The sequence below is a fragment of the Pseudomonas sp. SDO5271_S396 genome, assembly GCF_054071795.1.
Genome location: NZ_JBSVWB010000017.1, coordinates 17,852 through 34,309 on the forward strand (window position 1 = coordinate 17,852; position 16,458 = coordinate 34,309).

The following is a 16,458-nucleotide window of genomic DNA, read 5'->3' on the forward strand; positions in this document are numbered from 1 at the left end:
GCACGCCCATGGACCTTGTCATCGCCCGCCCCGAAGGGCTCTACTGCCCCGCCGGAGACTTCTATATCGACCCCTGGCGCCCGGTGGAGCGCTCCGTCATCACCCACGCCCACGGCGATCACGCCCGCACCGGCAACCACCACTACCTGGCCGCGGCACCCGGCGAAGGCATCTTGCGTTCGCGACTGGGCCAAGACATCAACCTGCAAACCCTGGCCTACGGCGAGCGACTGCTGCACCACGGCGTCACCCTGAGTTTCCACCCCGCCGGACACGTGCTGGGCTCAGCCCAAGTGCGCCTGGAATACCAAGGCGAAGTCTGGGTCGCCTCGGGGGATTACAAGGTCGAGCCCGATGGCACCTGCGCGCCCTTCGAACCGGTGCGCTGCCACACCTTCATCACCGAATCCACCTTTGGGTTGCCGATCTACCGCTGGCAACCCCAGGCGCAGATTTTTGCCGGGATCAATGACTGGTGGCAGGCGAACATCGCGGCCGGTAAAGCCAGCGTGTTGTTCTGTTATTCCTTCGGCAAGGCCCAGCGCATTTTGCATGGCATCGACGCCAGTATCGGCCCGATCCTCAGCCATGGCGCAGTGGAACCACTGAACCGGGTATACCGTGAAGCCGGGATCTATATCCCCGAAACCCTCTACGCCGGTGACTTCAAGAAAACCGATCCCTTGTTGCGTCAGGCCCTGATCATCGCGCCGCCCTCCGCCGGCGGCAGCAGTTGGATACGTCGCTTTGGCGACTACAGCGACGCCTTCGCCAGCGGCTGGATGCGCTTGCGCGGTACCCGGCGTCGGCGCGGTGTCGATCGAGGGTTTGTGCTGTCGGACCACGCCGACTGGCCTGGCCTGCTGTGGGCCATCGAACAGACCGGCGCCGAACGGGTGATGGTCACCCATGGCTCCGTCGGCGTGCTGGTACGCCACCTGCGGGAAAAAGGCCTGGATGCCCAGGGCTTCACCACCGAATACGGCGATGACGAAGAAGAGGCCATACCATGAAGGCCTTTGCCGAACTGTACGCCAACCTCGACGCCACCACTTCCAGCAACGCCAAACTGGCAGCGTTGCAAGCCTACTTTGTGCAAGCACCGCCGGAAGACGCCGCGTGGGCGGTGTACTTTTTGTCCGGCGGTCGCCCCCGGCAACTGGTACCCACCCGTTTGCTCAGGGACATGGCCACCGAAGCGTCCGGCATCGAACCGTGGCTGTTCGAAGAAAGCTACCAATCGGTCGGTGACCTGGCCGAGACGATTTCCCTGCTGCTGCCGGAATCCACCTACACCTCGCAGGATGGGCTGGCGCTGTGGCTGGAGGAAAAACTCCTGCCACTGCGCGGCCTGTCGCCCCTGGATCTGGCAGAACGACTGCCGGCGCTCTGGGCACAACTGGATCAACCCAGCCTGATGGTGTGCATCAAGCTGATCACCGGCAGCTTTCGCGTCGGCGTGTCCAAACTGCTGGTGACCCGTGCGCTCGCCGCCCTGGCCAACCTCGACAGCAAACGGGTGGCGCAGCGCCTGGTGGGCTACACCGATCTGTCCAACCGGCCGACCGCCGAGGGCTACCAGCGGCTGATCGCGCCCGAATCGTCTGACGAGCACGCGCAACGGGGCGGTCAGCCCTATCCGTTTTTTCTGGCGCACGGCCTGTCACAGCCTGTGGAGCAATTCGACGCCTTGCTTGGCGACCCCGCCGACTGGCAGGTGGAATGGAAGTGGGACGGTATCCGCGCGCAGTTGGTCAAGCGCGACGGTCATCTGTGGGTCTGGTCCCGGGGGGAAGAGCTGGTGACCGAGCGTTTTCCCGAGCTGCACAGCCTGGTCAATGGCCTGCCCGACGGTACGGTGATCGATGGCGAAATCGTCGTGTGGAAAGACGCGGTGCAGCCCTTCGCCCTGCTGCAACAGCGGATCGGTCGCAAGACGTTGAGCAGAAAGGTACTCGACGACGCGCCGGTCGCCGTCCTGGCCTATGACCTGCTGGAATATCGGGGTGACGATTGGCGCAACCGGCCCCAGGCGCAGCGTCGCCTTCAACTTGAGCAGGTAATTGCGCAGTGCAACCAGCCGGTGCTGATCCCGTCGCCGCTACTGACGGGCGACACCTGGCAGGCTTTGGCGCAACAGCGCGAAGCCTCTCGCAGCCTCGGCGTGGAAGGCATGATGCTCAAGCATCGCCAAGGCCTCTACGGCGTGGGCCGCACCAAGGACATGGGCTTGTGGTGGAAATGGAAAGTCGATCCCTTCAGCGTCGACGCCGTGTTGATCTACGCCCAGCGCGGCCATGGTCGTCGCGCCAGTCTCTACAGTGACTACACCTTTGCCGTGTGGGATGGCCCGTCCGGCACGGAACGCACGCTGGTACCCTTCGCCAAAGCGTATTCAGGGCTGACCGATGAAGAGATGCGCAAGGTCGACGCCATCGTGCGCAAGACCACAGTGGAAAAATTCGGCCCGGTGAGCAGTGTGAAGCCGAGCATGGTGTTTGAGCTGGGGTTCGAGGGAATTGCCCTGTCCAAACGGCACAAAAGCGGGATCGCGGTGCGGTTCCCGCGAATGCTGCGCTGGCGACAGGATAAGACGGTGGAGGAAGCCGACAACCTTGGAACGCTACAGGACCTCCTGACTTGACACTTATCCACATTTTGATCCTCACCAACCCCAAAATAGTGCACTGATTTTTCAGTGCCCATTTTCGGGCGTCCTCTACACTCAAACCGCCCTCTTCCCACCTTTTAAAACACTCATTCGGAACTATGGTGCAGAAATTGCTACTAGTGACCCGTCTGACACCGTTCAGTAACAGTCTTAAACGCGCCACAAGCGCTTATCTTGGTTTCCAGGGATTACATAATGAAAAAAGCATTGCTGACCCTTTCTGCACTGGCTCTGTGCATGGCCGCAGGCGTTGCCACGGCCAAGGAATACAAGGAATTGCGTTTTGGTGTCGATCCTTCCTACGCGCCGTTCGAATCCAAGGCCGCCGATGGCAGCCTGGTGGGCTTCGATATCGACCTGGGCAATGCGATCTGCGCCGAGCTGAAGGTCAAGTGCAAGTGGGTCGAAAGCGATTTCGACGGCATGATTCCGGGCCTCAACGCCAACAAGTTCGACGGCGTGATTTCCTCGATGACCGTGACCGAAGCCCGTGAAAAGGCGATCGATTTCTCCAGCGAACTGTTCTCCGGCCCGACCTCCCTGGTGTTCAAAAAAGGCGCGAACTACTCCACGCCTGAATCCCTCAAGGGCAAGTCGGTGGGTTACGAGCAGGGCACCATCCAGGAAGCCTACGCCAAGGCCGTACTGGACAAGGCCGGTGTGACCACCAAGGCCTACGCCAACCAGGATCAGGTGTACGCCGACCTGACCTCCGGTCGTCTGGACGCGTCCGTGCAGGACATGCTGCAAGCCGAGCTGGGTTTCCTGAAGTCGCCAGCCGGTGCCGACTATGAAGTCAGCAAGGCTATCGACGACCCATTGCTGCCGTCCAAAACTGCGGTCGGTATCAAAAAAGGTAACAAAGACCTCAAGGCGTTGCTCGATAAAGGTATCAAAGCGTTACACGATGATGGCACCTACGCCACTATCCAGAAAAAACACTTTGGCGATCTGAACCTGTACAGCGGTAAATGACACCCTGGCGCCCACCTGCCCGGGTGGGCGCTTTTTTATCGCCATAGGTCCTGAATTCATGTTTGAAGATCTTTTACAAACCCTGGGGCTGGGTGCCTTCAGTTTGAAGGGGTTCGGTCCGCTGTTGCTGCAGGGTACCTGGATGACCGTCAAGCTGTCGGTCGCATCCCTGGCCGTCAGCGTTCTGCTGGGCCTGCTCGGTGCCAGCGCCAAATTGTCCGGCCTGCGCCTGTTGCGCATCCCCGCCCAGCTCTACACCACCCTGATTCGCGGCGTGCCCGACCTGGTGCTGATGTTGCTGATTTTCTACAGCCTGCAAATCTGGCTGACCGGTTTGACCGACTTCATGGAATGGGACTACATCGAAATCGACCCATTCAGCGCCGGGGTCATCACCCTGGGCTTCATCTACGGTGCCTATTTCACCGAGACCTTCCGCGGCGCGATCCTCGCCGTGCCCCGTGGCCAACTGGAGGCGGCGACCGCCTACGGCCTCAAGCGCGGGCAGCGGTTCCGCTATGTGACCTTCCCGCAGATGATGCGCTTTGCCCTGCCGGGCATCGGCAACAACTGGATGGTCATGCTCAAGGCCACCGCACTGGTCTCGATCATCGGCCTGGCCGACCTGGTCAAGGCTGCCCAGGATGCCGGCAAGAGCACTTACCAACTGTTTTACTTCCTGGTGCTCGCCGCGTTGATCTACCTGTTGATCACCAGCGCGTCCAACTTTGTCTTGCGTCGGCTTGAACGTCGCTACTCCGCCGGGTCCCGGGAGGCCGTGCGATGATCGAACTTCTGCAGCAATACTGGCGACCGTTCCTGTACAGCGACGGCCAGCACATCACCGGGCTGGCGATGACGATGTGGCTGCTCAGCGCCTCGATCTTCATCGGCTTTTTGGTGTCGATCCCGCTGTCCATCGCCCGCGTGTCACGCAACCCTCTGGTGCGCTGGCCAGTGCAGTTCTACACCTACCTGTTCCGCGGCACACCGCTCTATATCCAATTGCTGATCTGCTACACCGGGATCTACAGCATCGCGGCGGTCCGCGCGCAACCGGTGCTGGATGCATTCTTTCGCGATGCCATGAACTGCACCATTCTCGCGTTCGCCCTCAACACCTGCGCCTACACCACCGAGATCTTCGCCGGGGCGATTCGCAGCATGGCCCACGGCGAGGTCGAGGCGGCCAAGGCCTATGGCCTGACCGGCTGGAAGCTGTATGCCTACGTGATCATGCCCTCGGCATTGCGCCGCTCGTTGCCCTACTACAGCAACGAAGTGATCCTGATGCTGCACTCGACCACCGTGGCCTTTACCGCGACCGTGCCGGACATTCTCAAGGTTGCCCGGGACGCCAACTCGGCCACCTACATGACCTTTCAATCATTCGGCATCGCAGCCCTGATCTACCTGAGCGTGACCTTTGCCCTGGTCGGTCTGTTTCGTCTGGCGGAGCGCCGCTGGCTGGCCTTTCTCGGGCCGAGCCACTAAGGAGTCGTGATGCGTCATCAGGTACATGATCTGATCGCGCCAGTGCCAGGAACGGCACGGCAGATTCACAGTTTCCACTTCGGGCCGGAACAGGCCTCGGGCAAGGTCTACATCCAGTCGTCGCTGCATGCCGATGAATTGCCCGGCATGCTGGTGGCCTGGCACCTGAAGGCACGCCTGGCACAACTGGCGGCTGCCGGCCGCTTGCGCAGCGAGATCGTGCTGGTGCCCGTCGCCAACCCGGTGGGTCTGGAGCAGGTGTTGATGGATATCCCCCTGGGCCGCTACGAGCTGGAAAGCGGGCAGAACTTCAATCGCTGGTTCGTGGACCTTAGCGACGAAGTCGGCAACCAGGTCGAGAACCTGCTGGGGGATGATCCGCAGCGCAACGTCGAGTTGATCCGCGCCGCACTCTCCAACGCCCTGGCCGCGCAGAGTGCCGACACCCAGTTGCACTCCCAGCGCCTGGCCCTGCAACGCCTGGCCTGCGACGCCGACATGGTGCTGGACCTGCATTGCGACTTCGAAGCGGTGGCTCATTTGTACACCACGCCCGAAGCCTGGCCGCAGGTGGAGCCGTTGGCGCGCTATATCGGCGCGGAAGCCAGCCTGTTGGCCACCGATTCGGGCGGGCAATCCTTCGATGAGTGTTTCACCCTGGTGTGGTGGCAGTTGCAACAGCGCTTCGGCGAGCGCTTCCCGATTCCCATGGGCAGCTTTTCGGTGACCGTCGAATTGCGTGGCCAGGGCGACGTAAACCATGGCCTGGCCAGCCTCGATTGCCAGGCGATCATCGATTACCTGATTCACTTCGGGGCGATCGCCGGCGATGCGGCGCCCCTGCCCGACCTGCCATACCCGGCCACCCCGCTGGCAGGCGTGGAGCCGGTGGCCACGCCGGTCGGCGGCCTGCTGGTATTCAGCGCCCTGCCGGGGGAATACCTGGAGGCCGGGCAATTGGTCGCCGAAATCATCGACCCCATTACAGACCGCGTAACGCCCGTGCACTGCCGCAAGGCCGGCCTGCTTTACGCCCGCTCGCTGCGACGCATGGCCACTGCCGGGATGGTCATCGGCCATATCGCCGGCACCGAAGCCTACCGCAGCGGCTATCTACTTTCGCCTTGAGGATGCAAGCCCCATGTACAAATTGACCGTTGAAGGCCTGCATAAAAGCTATGGCGACAATGAAGTGCTCAAAGGCGTCTCGCTCAAAGCCAAGACCGGTGACGTGATCAGCCTGATCGGCGCCAGCGGCTCGGGCAAGAGCACTTTCCTGCGCTGCATCAACTTTCTGGAAACTCCCAACGACGGCGCCATGACCCTGGATGGCCAGCCGATCCGCATGGTCAATGACCGCCACGGCATGCGCGTGGCCGACGACGCCGAACTGCAACGCCTGCGCACGCGCTTGGCGATGGTGTTCCAGCATTTCAACCTGTGGAGCCACATGAGCGTGCTGGAAAACATCACCATGGCCCCGCGCCGGGTGCTGGGCTGCAGCAAGAAAGACGCCGAAGAGCGTGCCCGTCGCTACCTCGACAAAGTGGGGTTGCCCGCACGGGTGGCCGATCAATACCCGGCGTTTCTGTCTGGCGGGCAGCAACAGCGGGTCGCCATCGCCCGCGCGCTGGCCATGGAGCCGGAGGTGATGCTGTTCGACGAGCCCACCTCGGCCCTCGACCCGGAACTGGTGGGCGAAGTGCTGAAAGTGATCCAGGGGCTGGCCGAGGAAGGCCGCACCATGATCATGGTCACCCACGAAATGAGCTTCGCGCGCAAGGTGTCCAGCCAGGTGTTGTTCCTGCACAAGGGCCTGGTGGAAGAACAAGGCGCGCCGGAGGATGTGCTGGGCAATCCGAAGAGCGAACGCTTGCAGCAGTTCTTGAGCGGCAACCTCAAGTGAAGGTGATGTGAGCCCGGAACGTGTGAGGCGTACGCCGGGTTTCCAGACGCCAACCGGCATGGGTACAGGCGCGGGAAACGATCTCCAGACCGAAGCCGAAACCGGGTGAAGTGACGTGCTCTACCCGGTTATTGAGGATCACCAGACGCTGCCCGGTGAGGATCACGCGGATTTTGCCGGCCCCATGCTGAACCGCGTTGCCGAGCAGGTTCTGCACCACGCTGCGGGCAATGGCCTCATGGGTGCGCACGGTAATCGTCGAAGCGCCGACAAACAACCGTGTGCCGGCCGCCAGCGGGTAAAGCAGTTGATGTTTTTCGATTTGCTCGGTGACCACAGCGACCAGGTCGACGGGCTCATGGGGCAACTGCCGGGGCTCACGGGCCAGGGACAAAAACAATTCGATCGTCATTTTCATCCCGGCCAGCGCACCCTCCATGCGTTGCAGGCTGCGCATGGACTTTTCTGTGTTGCAGCCGGGTAAACGCAGGATCGCTACACAGTTGTTCAAGATGCTCAAAGGCGTGCGTAGCTCATGGCTGACGTGTCGGGTAAACGCCTGCTCGCGCAGCAGCGTGCGATGCTGTTGGGCGACCAGCGATGAGAGCGTGCGGCTCAGGGTGCCGATTTCGTCCTGACGGTGGAAACCACTGAAGCCCGGCGGCCCGGGCACGCTGCCCGCCACTTCCGCCGCCAACTGGCTGACCGGCCGGGCAATCGCCCGGGCAATGGTCACCGCCAGGATGGCGCCGAGGATCAGGATCAGCCCGGCAACCGCGCACAGCAGCCCGAAGACCTGTGCACGATAACCTTCGGTCTGGCTGAGCCTGGACTCATTCAGCACCAGTACCAGCAACGCCGATTCGCCCTCCACGGCACTCACCAGCACATGCACATCCCCATCAGCGATTTCATGATGCCCCTCGGGCAGATTCCGGGCGGCGTCGGGCAGTGCGATGTCCGTCGACCAGTAACCTTTCAGGTAGATCGCATTGGGCATGGCTGTGGCGCCACCCAATTGCGCGTATTTGTCCTGGAACGCTTCAGCTTCCAGGTTCAGGTAGCTGGCCACGATGTAATCCTCGGTGACAGCGACCGCAAGCCAGATCAGCAGGCTGTAGAACCCGGTGATCAACGCCATGAACGGCAACAAGGCGTAAAGGATGCGTGCGAAGAAGGAATCAGTGGGGAATAGCAAGGCGATACCCTTTGCCGTGAACGGTCTTGATCAAGTCGTTACCGTAAGGTTTGCCCAGGTTTTGTCGGAGCCGGTAAACGTGCGTGCGCAAGGCATCGCTGTCCGGTGGATCACCGTCGGGCCATAGCGCGGTCTCGAGCTTGCGTCGGCTGAGCGGTTCGGGGGCGACATCGGCCAACAGGTTCAACAGGTTGAACTGAAGCGCTGGCAACACCGTGGCGACGCCGTTGTGGCACAACGACTGCGTGGCCGGGTCGATCACGAGATCGCCGACTTGCCTTGGGCTGCTTCCCCTGCGGGGCACGCCCCGGCGCATCAATGCGCGGATGCGCCATATCAATTCCTGAGGTTCGAAGGGCTTCACCAGGTAATCGTCGCCCCCGGCCTCATAACCCTCGGCCTTGTCGGTCAGGGCGTCCCGCGCGGTCAGAAAGATGATCGGGGTTTCATTCTGCTCGCGGCGCAATTGGCGGCAGGTGTCAAAACCGCTCATCCGGGGCATGGCGACGTCCATCACAATAAGGTCGTATGCCTGCTGGCGGACACGTTCAAGGCAACTTCGTCCGTCATGTGCGAAGTCCACTTCATATCCCAACTCGCCGAGATAGTCCCCCAACGACCCGGCCAACTCACTATCGTCCTCCACCAATAGTATTTCCATAGAACAAACTCCTGATTCACACAGATAATTAAGATAAATCCTTCAACAAAACAAAAAACACCAACAAGACAAATAACTCTTTTCAGCGTGACATTTGATTCACATTTCATCCTATACATTCTGGCGATGCAAAAGATACTTCAACTATTAATTCGTTACTTGAGCACAGGCTTTATCGCCACGTGCGCTCACTTCATGGTGTTCATGAGTTTATTGCCTGATTACGGCCCGGCACTGTCAACGTTCTGTGCCGCGATAACAGGCGCCGTAGTGGCCTACGGACTGTCAAGGTATTGGGTGTTCGCACAACGAACCTGTAATAGCCGACGTTTTTTCATAACGGCTGCCAGTCAGGTTTTAACCAACACTCTTATTGTCGCGTTACTTGCCAGACTGGGCGCACCGGCACAACTTGCACAACTGGCCGCCCTGGCAACCGTGACCACTCAAGGTTTCATGATCAATCACTTATGGGTATTCAAACATGACATCAAACGCACACCTCGGCCGTGATGCCACGCCCGATATCAAACTGACGATACTTGTCCCCTGCTTTAATGAACAATGCGTCATTCTGGAATTTCATTCGCGCCTGATGGCCGTGATCGAGCGATTAAACACACCCACTGAAGTGCTGTATGTCAATGATGGAAGTCAGGACCGGACCGCTGCACTCATCGATCATTTTTCCCTGGATGCACGGGTAAGGAACCTGCACCTGAGCCGCAACTTCGGCAAGGAAGCGGCCATGCGGGCAGGCCTCAACAGCATCGCGGGCGGTGCCGTGATCATCCTCGACTGCGACCTTCAGGACCCGCCGGAACTGATCCCGCAGATGGTGCAGGAATGGCACCGCGGTTACGAAATCGTCAACATGCAACGCCGTTCGCGGCACTGCGACTCCTGGGTAAAACGCGCGGCCGCACAGCTTTACTACGTGACGATGGACCAACTTATCGACGACTTCGAGGTACCTCAGCAAGTCAGCGATTTCAGGCTGATCGGGCCCAATGCCCTGACGGCCATCCAGGCCATGGATGACAACGCCGGGGTACTCAAACTGCTGGTCAGCTGGCTCGGCTTTCCCAGCATCGAAGTCAACTACGACCGCAAACCGCGCCAGGCGGGCGGGACCAAGTGGACCTCCGTGTCCTTGCTCGACCTGTGTGCCAACTCGATTCTCGCGTTCTCCACCCGCCCGTTACGCCTGTACAGCTATCTGAGCACCGCAAGCTTTCTGCTCGGCACACTGTGGGTCGCCTTGGCCGCAGCGTTCGGCGAGTTGACCCACGAACACCTGCTGGTGCAATCGATTCTGCTGCTGTGCCTGGGCACCGCCGTGATTGGCGAATATGTCGGCCGGGTGCTGACGGTGGTGAGCCCGCGGCCCAACGCTTTGCATAAGCCCAAACAACCGTGAACCCAGGCATGAAGGTGATCGTCATGAACCCATCCGTGTCCATACGCTTGCTCTGGGGAATCCTGTTGACGGTGCTGCTCGTGCGCCTGGGGACACTGGGGCTGTATCCGATCATGGATACATCGGAAGCCCGTTATGCGGAAATTGCCCGCAAGATGGTGGTATACAACGACTGGATCACGCCCATGTTCGACCACAGCGTGCCGTTCTGGGGCAAACCGCCATTGTCGTTCTGGACACAGGCCCTGAGCATGAAGGTGCTCGGCATCAACGAGTTCGCCAGCCGCTTCCCCACCTGGCTGCTGCATGTCGCCAGTTGCGCGCTGATCGTGAACTTCGCTTGTCGGGAGCGGGGCCTGCGGATCGGGTTGACGGCTGCGATCATCTATTCGACGTGTTCGCTGGGTTTTCTCTCAAGCGGCGCCGTGTTGACCGACGGCGCGTTGGCATTCGCTCTTTTGCTCGCACACCTGGGCCTGTGGCGCGGCCTGGCGCACGCCGAGCGTGGCTGGGCCCTGGCCGGTTTTTTCGGGCTGGGCCTGGGCCTACTGGCAAAAGGGCCATTGGCGCTGGTACTGATTACACTGCCTGCCGCGCTCTGGCTGGCGATCACCGGTCACTGGCGAAGGTTGCTGTCACTGCCCTGGGTGCCCGGCCTGGCGTTGATGCTTATCGTCGCCCTGCCCTGGTATTGGCTGGCGGAGCGCAAGACTCCGGGATTCCTGGAATACTTTATTGTCGGCGAACATTTCAGCCGTTATTTCATCAGCAGCTGGCAGGGTGATCGCTACGGCAGCGCCCACGCCGAGCCGTTGGCGATGATCTGGGTACATCTCCTGGGTGGTTTTTTACCCTGGACATTTTTCTTGCCATTACTGGTGAAGTGGCGTGCCTCACTGTATTCCCAGCGCGAATACTGCATCTTCCTGCTGGCGTGGGCGATATCGACACCGCTCTTCTTCACCCTTTCCACCAACATTCTGTGGACCTATGTACTGCCGGCGTTACCGGCCTGGTCAATCCTGCTGGCCGATGTCATCAGCCAGAGGGTACGCGCAATGGTCATCGCCGCCATCGCACTGACACTGCCGGTGGCAGGGTACGCGATGATCCTCGGCGACAAAGTGTCGGAACGCCCACAGAATCAGAAAGACATCGTGACGTTGTGGAAGACACAACAAGCGGCAGCACCGGGCGATCTGATCTACGCAGGCCCACGCTCCTATTCGGCAGAGTTCTACAGCAGCGGCTGGGCGCGCCATCTCAAACAGCCGCAACATTTGCCGGTGTCCGAAGCTTTTTATCTGGTCAGACGCTCGACCGACAAGCCGCTGAATCTGCCGGCGTCCATCAATTGCCGGACAGTGGGGCAAGCCAACACCTCCGAACTGCGCTATTGCAGCGTCGGGTCGCAATAACCGTTTAAACCTTTGCCGTGCCTGGAAGGTCTGTGGAATAGGCCCTCCAGAGTACCGACAGCGGTATGGCAACATCGCGCAACTTCGCCAACACATGGTTTGCCGACAACGGCTGGAAACCCTTCACCTTTCAAAAGGAGGTATGGGCGGCGGTCAAGGCAGGCCACTCGGGGTTGCTGCACGCCAGCACCGGCGCGGGCAAGACCTACGCCCTGTGGTTTGCCGCCCTCAATCGTTTCGCAATCACCCGCCCTCCAGCGACCGGCAAACGCCAGCCGCCCGCCGACCCCCTGACGGTGCTGTGGATCACACCCATGCGTGCCCTCGCCGCCGACACGGCCCGCGCTCTGGAGGCACCGCTGGCGGCCTTGCAGATTCCGTGGAGTGTCGGCCTGCGCACCGGCGACACCAGCAGCAGCGAACGCGCCCGCCAGACCCGGCGCCAACCCACCGTCCTGGTCACTACCCCGGAAAGCCTGACCCTGATGCTCGCGCGTGCCGACAGCCAAGTGAGCCTGGCGCAGGTGCGCATGGTGGTGGTCGATGAATGGCATGAACTGATTGGCAACAAGCGCGGCGTGCAGCTGCAACTGGCGCTGGCACGCTTGCGGCGCTGGTACCCGGAACTGATGGTGTGGGGGATTTCCGCGACGCTGGGCAATCAGTCCCATGCCCTTGAGGTGTTAGTCCCACAAGGCGGCGGGATCAACGTGCAAGGGCAAACGACCAAGCGCCTGGAAGTCGACACCTTGTTGCCGGCTGTCGCCGAGCGTTTCCCCTGGGCCGGGCATATTGGTTTGAAGATGCTGCCCCAGGTGATCGTCGAAGTGGCGGCGAGTCGCAGTTGTCTGGTGTTCACCAATACCCGGGCGCAATCGGAAATCTGGTACCAGGCGCTGCTGGAAGCCCGCCCGGATTGGGCCGGGTTGATTGCCTTGCACCATGGCTCGCTGTCACGGGAAACCCGCGACTGGGTTGAACGGGCCTTGAAGGAGGGGCAATTGAAAGCCGTGGTGTGCACCTCGAGCCTGGACCTGGGGGTGGACTTTCTGCCCGTGGAGCGCGTCTTGCAGATTGGCTCGGCCAAGGGCGTGGCGCGGCTGATGCAGCGCGCCGGACGCTCCGGGCATGCGCCGGGACGTCCGTCCCGGGTGACGCTGGTGCCGACCCACAGCCTGGAGTTGGTAGAAGCCGCTGCGGCCCAGGACGCGATTGCACAACGTCGTATCGAAGCGCGGGAATCGCCCCACAAGCCGCTGGATGTGCTCGTACAACATTTGGTCAGCATGGCCCTGGGCGGCGGGTTCACGCCTGACGCGTTGCTGTCGGAAGTACGCAGCGCCTGGGCCTATAAAGACCTCACCGATGAGGACTGGGCCTGGGCGCTGGGTTTTGTGCGCCATGGCGGGCTGTCGCTGACGGCCTATCCGGACTATCGCCGCGCAGAGCCCGACGAACAGGGAGTCTGGCGCGTTCCGGATGCCCGGCTGGCACGTCGTCATCGCATGAGCGTGGGCACGATTGTCAGTGACGCCAGCCTCCAGTTGAAATTCTGGAGCAAGGGCGGCGGCGGCAAAAACCTGGGCAGTGTCGAAGAGGGCTTTATTGCACGCCTTAGGCCCGGCGATGGTTTTTTGTTCGCCGGGCGCCTGCTGGAACTGGTGCGCGTGGAAAACATGACCGCCTATGTACGCCGCAGCACCGCCCGCAAAGCCGCCGTGCCGCGCTGGAATGGCGGGCGCATGCCGCTTTCCAACGAGCTGGCCCAAGCAGTGGTCGAACGTCTGGATGCGGCGGCGCACGGGCAGTACGACGGCCCGGAAATGCAGGCGGTGAAACCTTTGCTGCAGACTCAGTTGCGCTGGTCCGGCCTGCCGACCCGCGATCGCGTGCTGGCCGAAACCTTGAAATCCCGGGAAGGTTGGCACTTGTTTCTCTACCCCTTCGCCGGACGCCAGGTGCATCTTGGACTGGCAAGCCTGTTGGCGTGGCGGGTCAGCCAGCAACAGCCGGTGACTTTCTCGATTGCGGTGAATGACTACGGGCTGGAATTGTTGAGCGCGACAGCCCTGGACTGGTCCGCTTTATTGAACGAGGCGCTGCTGAGCCCGGCGAACTTGTTGGCCGATGTGGTGGCCAGCCTCAACGCAGGGGAACTGGCCCTGCGCCGCTTTCGGGAAATTGCGCGCATTGCCGGGCTGGTGTTCGCCGGATATCCCGGCGCACCCAAGAGCACGCGCCAGGTGCAGGCGTCCAGCGGGTTGTTCTTCGAAGTGTTCAAGCAGTACGACCCGCACAACCTGTTGCTGACCCAGGCCGGGGAAGAAGTCCTGCGCGATGAGTTGGATATTCACCGTCTGGAAGCGAGCTTGCGCCACCTGTCGGCGCTGCAACTGGACTTGCATGAAATCGAACGCCCTACGCCATTGGCGTTTCCACTGCTGGTGGAGCGGATGCGCGAAAGCATGAGTTCGGAAAAACTCTCGGAACGCATTGCGCGGATGGTCAGGGATCTGGAAAAGGTCGCGGATAACGGGAAACGCTGATGCATCACACCGTGCGGGTGGAAGGCGAGGAACTATGGCTGCTGGCGGATAAAGCCGTGTATTGGCCCGCCCATCATTGCCTGTTGATCGCCGACGCACATTTTGGCAAAGCCTCGACCTATCGAAGCCTGGGCCAACCGGTGCCGCAAGGCACCACCGAGGCGAATCTGCAACGGCTGGACCGATTGTTGTCGACGTTCGCGTGCGAGCACGTCATTTTCCTCGGCGACTTCCTGCATGGGCCGGGCTCTCTCGGCCATGGAACGCTGAGTGCCTTGCGTGAGTGGCGCGAACGTCATTCCGGCCTGCGCCTGACGCTGATCCGCGGCAATCACGATAAACGCGCCGGCGACCCGCCTGCGGAGCTGAACATCGACGTGGTGGCAGAGCCGCTGCTGATGGGTCCTTTTGCCCTGCAACATGAACCACTGGCCCATGCCAGCCATCATGTACTGGCCGGGCACGTGCATCCGGTGTATCACTTGCGCGGCAAAGGCCGACAGCGCCTGCGCCTGCCCTGCTTCCAAATCGGAACACGGGTCAGTCTGTTACCCGCATTCGGGGCGTTTACCGGGGGGTATGCGGTACACCAGGACGACGACCGCCGAGTATTCGTGATCGGCGATCAAGCCGTCTGGCCAGTGGGTTAGGTATCAGGCGACGGGAGCGGGCGGTGGCTCGTCCGGCAATGTCGGTTCACCGGGCTCTGTGGGCTGTTGCGGCCAGTCTTCATCGGGCTGACCGGGGATGCCGCCCGCATGGGCAGGATCTGCCATCAGGGACCAGGCCAGAACGCCAATCTGGTTGGGTTCGAGCCGGGCAAGTTCGGCGCTGATTCGCGGGTCGAGTTTCATAGGGTACTCCTCAAGCGTGGCTCGGCGCGTTGTGCACGCACCGAGGCAGTACACCCAATAGAGTGCCTGCCCGCTGACAAATTCCCTTGGTGTGTAGGAGCTTTCGATCAAGCGCGCGGCAAGGTCACGCCGCGTTGGCCTTGGTACTTGCCACCACGGTCCTTGTAGGAAACTTCGCAGGCCTCATCGGACTGCAGGAACAACATCTGCGCCACGCCTTCATTGGCATAGATCTTCGCCGGCAGGGTGGTGGTGTTGGAGAACTCCAGGGTCACGTGGCCTTCCCACTCAGGCTCAAGGGGGGTCACGTTGACGATGATGCCGCAGCGAGCGTAGGTGCTTTTGCCGAGGCAGATGGTCAGCACGTCGCGGGGAATGCGGAAGAACTCCACGGTGCGCGCGAGGGCAAATGAGTTCGGCGGGATGATGCACACGTCGCTCTTGATATCGACGAAGCTTTTTTCGTCGAAGTTTTTCGGATCGACGGTCGCCGAATTGATGTTGGTGAACACCTTGAATTCATCGGCGCAACGCACATCGTAGCCGTAGCTGGAAACACCGTAAGAGATCAGGCGCTCGGCACCTTCGCCGCGTATCTGACGCTCCACGAAGGGTTCGATCATGCCGTGCTCTTGCGCCATGCGGCGAATCCACTTGTCCGATTTGATGCTCATGGCGGGTGTCCTGAATAGCGAGGTGGAAAAATTCTGTGGGGCATCTTACCGGGGCCAGCCCCGGGGTTCAAAGGGCGCGGGTCTTTTCTTGATGAATGCCCGAGCGGCTATAAGCCACGGCCAGCGGGGCCGGGACCCTTGCTGCAGGCGGTGGTGACCGTAAATACCACCGCCAGTCACGAAAATGGAGAAACCTACGGAAATACCATTGGCACGTCCCGGAAAAAGGGTTAAGGTGGCGCCACTGTGCTGCTTGTGTCACTGAGAATCTCTACACGATATGTTGAATTTCGATCCAACCGTCTCCAAGAATTTTTCCTGCTCTTTGCACTCAGTCTCGGCCAGGGCTTTTCCTGAGTCGCAGTTAACTTTGTCCAAGGAGATACACCATGTCTAATCGCCAAACTGGTACCGTTAAGTGGTTCAACGATGAAAAAGGCTTCGGCTTCATCACTCCACAATCCGGTGACGACCTGTTCGTTCACTTCAAAGCTATCCAATCCGACGGCTTCAAAAGCCTGAAAGAAGGCCAACAGGTTTCTTTCATCGCTACCCGCGGTCAGAAAGGCATGCAAGCTGAAGAAGTTCAAGTTATCTAACTTGTACTGACTTTAGTCAAAAAGACCCCGCCCTTAAAAGCG

The 16,458-nt window shown here is 60.7% G+C and carries 17 protein-coding genes; 13 read left to right on the forward strand and 4 right to left on the reverse strand.

What is annotated here, in order from left to right; translation table 11 throughout:
• Positions 1-8: 8 nt before the first annotated feature.
• The 7 genes from ACW9IN_RS13900 (at position 9) to ACW9IN_RS13930 (ending at position 7,046) form a co-directional block, all read left to right on the forward strand.
• On the forward strand, positions 9-1,013 hold the full coding sequence (locus tag ACW9IN_RS13900; protein ID WP_457366414.1) for a ligase-associated DNA damage response exonuclease: 1,005 nt from the start codon (positions 9-11) through the stop codon (positions 1,011-1,013).
• Complete coding sequence (locus ACW9IN_RS13905) at positions 1,010-2,644, forward strand: ATP-dependent DNA ligase (RefSeq protein ID WP_457366415.1); 1,635 nt, start codon at positions 1,010-1,012, stop codon at positions 2,642-2,644. The genes ACW9IN_RS13900 and ACW9IN_RS13905 overlap by 4 nt, the downstream gene beginning before the upstream one ends.
• Positions 2,645-2,866: 222 nt before the next feature.
• The gene (locus ACW9IN_RS13910; protein WP_110623489.1) at positions 2,867-3,646 is read left to right on the forward strand and encodes a transporter substrate-binding domain-containing protein; all 780 of its coding nucleotides are present in this window, start codon (positions 2,867-2,869) and stop codon (positions 3,644-3,646) included.
• A 58-nt stretch (positions 3,647-3,704) separates the two neighbouring features.
• Positions 3,705-4,433 (forward strand): ABC transporter permease, encoded by a 729-nt coding sequence (locus tag ACW9IN_RS13915; protein WP_457366416.1) that lies wholly within the window; start codon positions 3,705-3,707, stop codon positions 4,431-4,433.
• Entirely contained in the window at positions 4,430-5,140 is a 711-nt protein-coding gene (locus ACW9IN_RS13920; RefSeq protein ID WP_457366417.1) for an ABC transporter permease, read from the forward strand. The genes ACW9IN_RS13915 and ACW9IN_RS13920 overlap by 4 nt, the downstream gene beginning before the upstream one ends.
• Before the next feature lie 9 nt (positions 5,141-5,149).
• A complete protein-coding gene (locus ACW9IN_RS13925; protein WP_457366418.1) occupies positions 5,150-6,268 on the forward strand; it encodes a succinylglutamate desuccinylase/aspartoacylase family protein in 1,119 nt (372 codons plus the stop codon).
• A 13-nt stretch (positions 6,269-6,281) separates the two neighbouring features.
• Positions 6,282-7,046 (forward strand): ABC transporter ATP-binding protein, encoded by a 765-nt coding sequence (locus ACW9IN_RS13930; RefSeq protein WP_457366419.1) that lies wholly within the window; start codon positions 6,282-6,284, stop codon positions 7,044-7,046.
• On the opposite strand, the gene ACW9IN_RS13935 is transcribed toward ACW9IN_RS13930, so the two are convergent.
• The gene (locus tag ACW9IN_RS13935) at positions 7,039-8,244 is read right to left on the reverse strand and encodes a sensor histidine kinase (RefSeq protein ID WP_457366420.1); all 1,206 of its coding nucleotides are present in this window, start codon (positions 8,242-8,244) and stop codon (positions 7,039-7,041) included. The two genes, ACW9IN_RS13930 and ACW9IN_RS13935, sit on opposite strands and share 8 nt — an antisense overlap.
• Entirely contained in the window at positions 8,228-8,905 is a 678-nt protein-coding gene (locus ACW9IN_RS13940) for a response regulator transcription factor (RefSeq protein ID WP_457366421.1), read from the reverse strand. The genes ACW9IN_RS13935 and ACW9IN_RS13940 overlap by 17 nt, the downstream gene beginning before the upstream one ends.
• Before the next feature lie 126 nt (positions 8,906-9,031).
• Here ACW9IN_RS13940 and ACW9IN_RS13945 point away from each other — a divergent pair, with 126 nt between their 5' ends.
• From ACW9IN_RS13945 to pdeM, 5 genes are all read left to right on the forward strand, one after another.
• On the forward strand, positions 9,032-9,418 hold the full coding sequence (locus tag ACW9IN_RS13945; protein WP_457366422.1) for a GtrA family protein: 387 nt from the start codon (positions 9,032-9,034) through the stop codon (positions 9,416-9,418).
• Complete coding sequence (locus ACW9IN_RS13950) at positions 9,390-10,325, forward strand: glycosyltransferase family 2 protein (RefSeq protein ID WP_457366423.1); 936 nt, start codon at positions 9,390-9,392, stop codon at positions 10,323-10,325. The genes ACW9IN_RS13945 and ACW9IN_RS13950 overlap by 29 nt, the downstream gene beginning before the upstream one ends.
• Before the next feature lie 23 nt (positions 10,326-10,348).
• On the forward strand, positions 10,349-11,743 hold the full coding sequence (locus ACW9IN_RS13955; protein ID WP_457366424.1) for an ArnT family glycosyltransferase: 1,395 nt from the start codon (positions 10,349-10,351) through the stop codon (positions 11,741-11,743).
• A 65-nt stretch (positions 11,744-11,808) separates the two neighbouring features.
• Positions 11,809-14,289, forward strand: a complete 2,481-nt coding sequence (locus ACW9IN_RS13960) for a ligase-associated DNA damage response DEXH box helicase (protein WP_457366425.1) — start codon at positions 11,809-11,811, stop codon at positions 14,287-14,289.
• Positions 14,289-14,939: a ligase-associated DNA damage response endonuclease PdeM gene (pdeM, locus tag ACW9IN_RS13965; protein ID WP_457366426.1), complete on the forward strand. Its 651-nt coding sequence runs from the start codon at positions 14,289-14,291 to the stop codon at positions 14,937-14,939. Before ACW9IN_RS13960 ends, pdeM begins: the two co-directional genes overlap by 1 nt.
• Before the next feature lie 3 nt (positions 14,940-14,942).
• On the opposite strand, the gene ACW9IN_RS13970 is transcribed toward pdeM, so the two are convergent.
• Together ACW9IN_RS13970 and dcd are read right to left on the reverse strand one after the other, a co-directional pair.
• The gene (locus tag ACW9IN_RS13970) at positions 14,943-15,143 is read right to left on the reverse strand and encodes a hypothetical protein (protein ID WP_457366427.1); all 201 of its coding nucleotides are present in this window, start codon (positions 15,141-15,143) and stop codon (positions 14,943-14,945) included.
• 107 nt (positions 15,144-15,250) lie between these two features.
• A complete protein-coding gene (gene dcd, locus ACW9IN_RS13975; RefSeq protein WP_457366428.1) occupies positions 15,251-15,817 on the reverse strand; it encodes a dCTP deaminase in 567 nt (188 codons plus the stop codon).
• Between the two features lie 389 nt (positions 15,818-16,206).
• Here dcd and ACW9IN_RS13980 point away from each other — a divergent pair, with 389 nt between their 5' ends.
• On the forward strand, positions 16,207-16,416 hold the full coding sequence (locus ACW9IN_RS13980; RefSeq protein WP_002554837.1) for a cold-shock protein: 210 nt from the start codon (positions 16,207-16,209) through the stop codon (positions 16,414-16,416).
• Positions 16,417-16,458 lie beyond the last annotated feature (42 nt).